The sequence below is a fragment of the Amycolatopsis sp. SID8362 genome (assembly GCF_010550475.1).
In the GTDB taxonomy this organism is placed as follows: Bacteria; Actinomycetota; Actinomycetes; order Mycobacteriales; family Pseudonocardiaceae; genus Amycolatopsis; species Amycolatopsis eburnea.
On record NZ_JAAGNB010000509.1, the window covers coordinates 1 to 1,582 of the forward strand.

Annotated in this window: 2 protein-coding genes; one reads left to right on the forward strand and one right to left on the reverse strand. The window is 72.8% G+C overall.

Going from position 1 to position 1,582, the window contains the following annotated elements; translation table 11 throughout:
- Positions 1–1,012, forward strand: a 1,012-nt coding sequence (locus G3I65_RS16215; RefSeq protein ID WP_160696855.1) for a hypothetical protein, incomplete at its 5' end; no start/stop codon positions are given.
- On the opposite strand, the gene G3I65_RS57330 is transcribed toward G3I65_RS16215, so the two are convergent.
- Positions 1,005–1,532 (reverse strand): hypothetical protein, encoded by a 528-nt coding sequence (locus tag G3I65_RS57330; RefSeq protein WP_309235496.1) that lies wholly within the window; start codon positions 1,530–1,532, stop codon positions 1,005–1,007. The two genes, G3I65_RS16215 and G3I65_RS57330, sit on opposite strands and share 8 nt — an antisense overlap.
- Positions 1,533–1,582 lie beyond the last annotated feature (50 nt).

A 1,582-nucleotide genomic window follows, 5' to 3' on the forward strand; every position in this document is an offset into this window, starting at 1 on the left:
CAGCGGCGCGACCCCGGTGCCGGTGGTGGCCGGCGACGCGGTGGCCACCGCCGACGGCGGCGAGGTCGCCGCCCGCGACCCGCTCACCGGCCAGATCCGCTGGCACTACGCACGTGACCTGCCGCTTTGCACGATGAACGAGACGTGGGGACGGCTGAACGCCGTCTACCACAAGGACGTCAACTGCAGCGAAGTGACACAGCTGGACCCGGGCACGGGCCGCATCACCGCCCAGCGCAACGGCAACGCGGAGATGGGCACCCAGCTGGTCAACGACGGTTCGCACGTGACGGCGACCGGCAAGAAGCTCCTCGACACCTGGCGCGACGACCTGGTGAAGAGCGCCGAATACGGCGAGGTCCCGGCGCTGGTCAACGCGGGCAAGCAGCCCCGCACGGGCTGCACGTACGGCACGGTGGCGATGTCGTCGGGCAAGGTCGGCGTGATCGAGCGCTGCCCCGGCGACCCGGCCGATCGCCTGACGGTCTACAAGGCGGCCCCGGAGAAGGACGACGAGCCCCAGGTCAGCTTCAGCTCGGTGCTGGCGGGCAAGCGCGCCCGCGTGGTCGCGATGTCGGGCGACCTGACGGCCGTGGTGCTGCCGGACCAGAAGCTCCTGGTGACCTACAACGGCGACGGCACCCAGCGCGCGGCGTACCCCCTGGACGTGCCGCCTTCCGACCTGGCCCAGGACCCGCCGTCGGGCGTCGAGGCGACCACCCAGACCGCGGCGAACGTGTACTGGTTCAGCGGCTCGAAGGTACTGGCCCTCTCGCGCGACGACCTGTCCCCCCGCTGGACCCTGAGCAGCGCGATGGGCCCGGGCATCACGTTCGCGAACCAGCTGGTCATCCCGATCAAGGGTGGCCTGGCGGTGCTGAACGAGAACGACGGCTCGACCATCCGCACCGTCGGAGTCGACCGCCGTGGTTACTCGGGCGTCGTCCGCCTGGGCGCGGCCGGGCCGGTGCTGCTGGAGGAGCGCGGGGACACGCTGACCGCGCTCAAGTGAGCCAGAACAGCGTCAACGCGGAGACGGTGAACAGCACGACGGCGACCCCCGCGCCCGCCGCGGCCGGGCCGTTTCGACGGTCGGCGACGCGCTGAGCGAGCAGCGCGAGCACGGCGGCGATGGGGTGACCGATCAGGAGGGTCGCGCCAGGGCCGGGGGCGCCGGTGTAGAGGCAGAACCCGGCGACGACGAGCACGCCGAGAGCGAGCACGGTCAGGCCGGCGGCCAGTGAGCCGGTGAAGCCCCGCCACCAGCGACCGCGTTCTTTCGCGGGTGCTTCGGGGGTTTCGGTGGGCTCGGTTTCGGGCTCGATCCGCTCAGGCTCGACGCGCTCTTGCGGCACGGTGTGCGCTTCGGCATCCACGGCGGGCACCTCGCGCCGCACGCCCCGCGCTCCGGCAACACCGACCGCGGGCACCTCCTGCCGCACGGTCCGCCCACCGGCCTCACTCACGGCAGGCCCCTCTCGCCGCACAGTCCGCCCACCAGCATCACCCGCGGCAGGCAGCTCGTGCGCCACGGTCTCCGCCGCACCGCGCGCCTCCTTGGCCAGCGGCGCGCTGCCTCCCC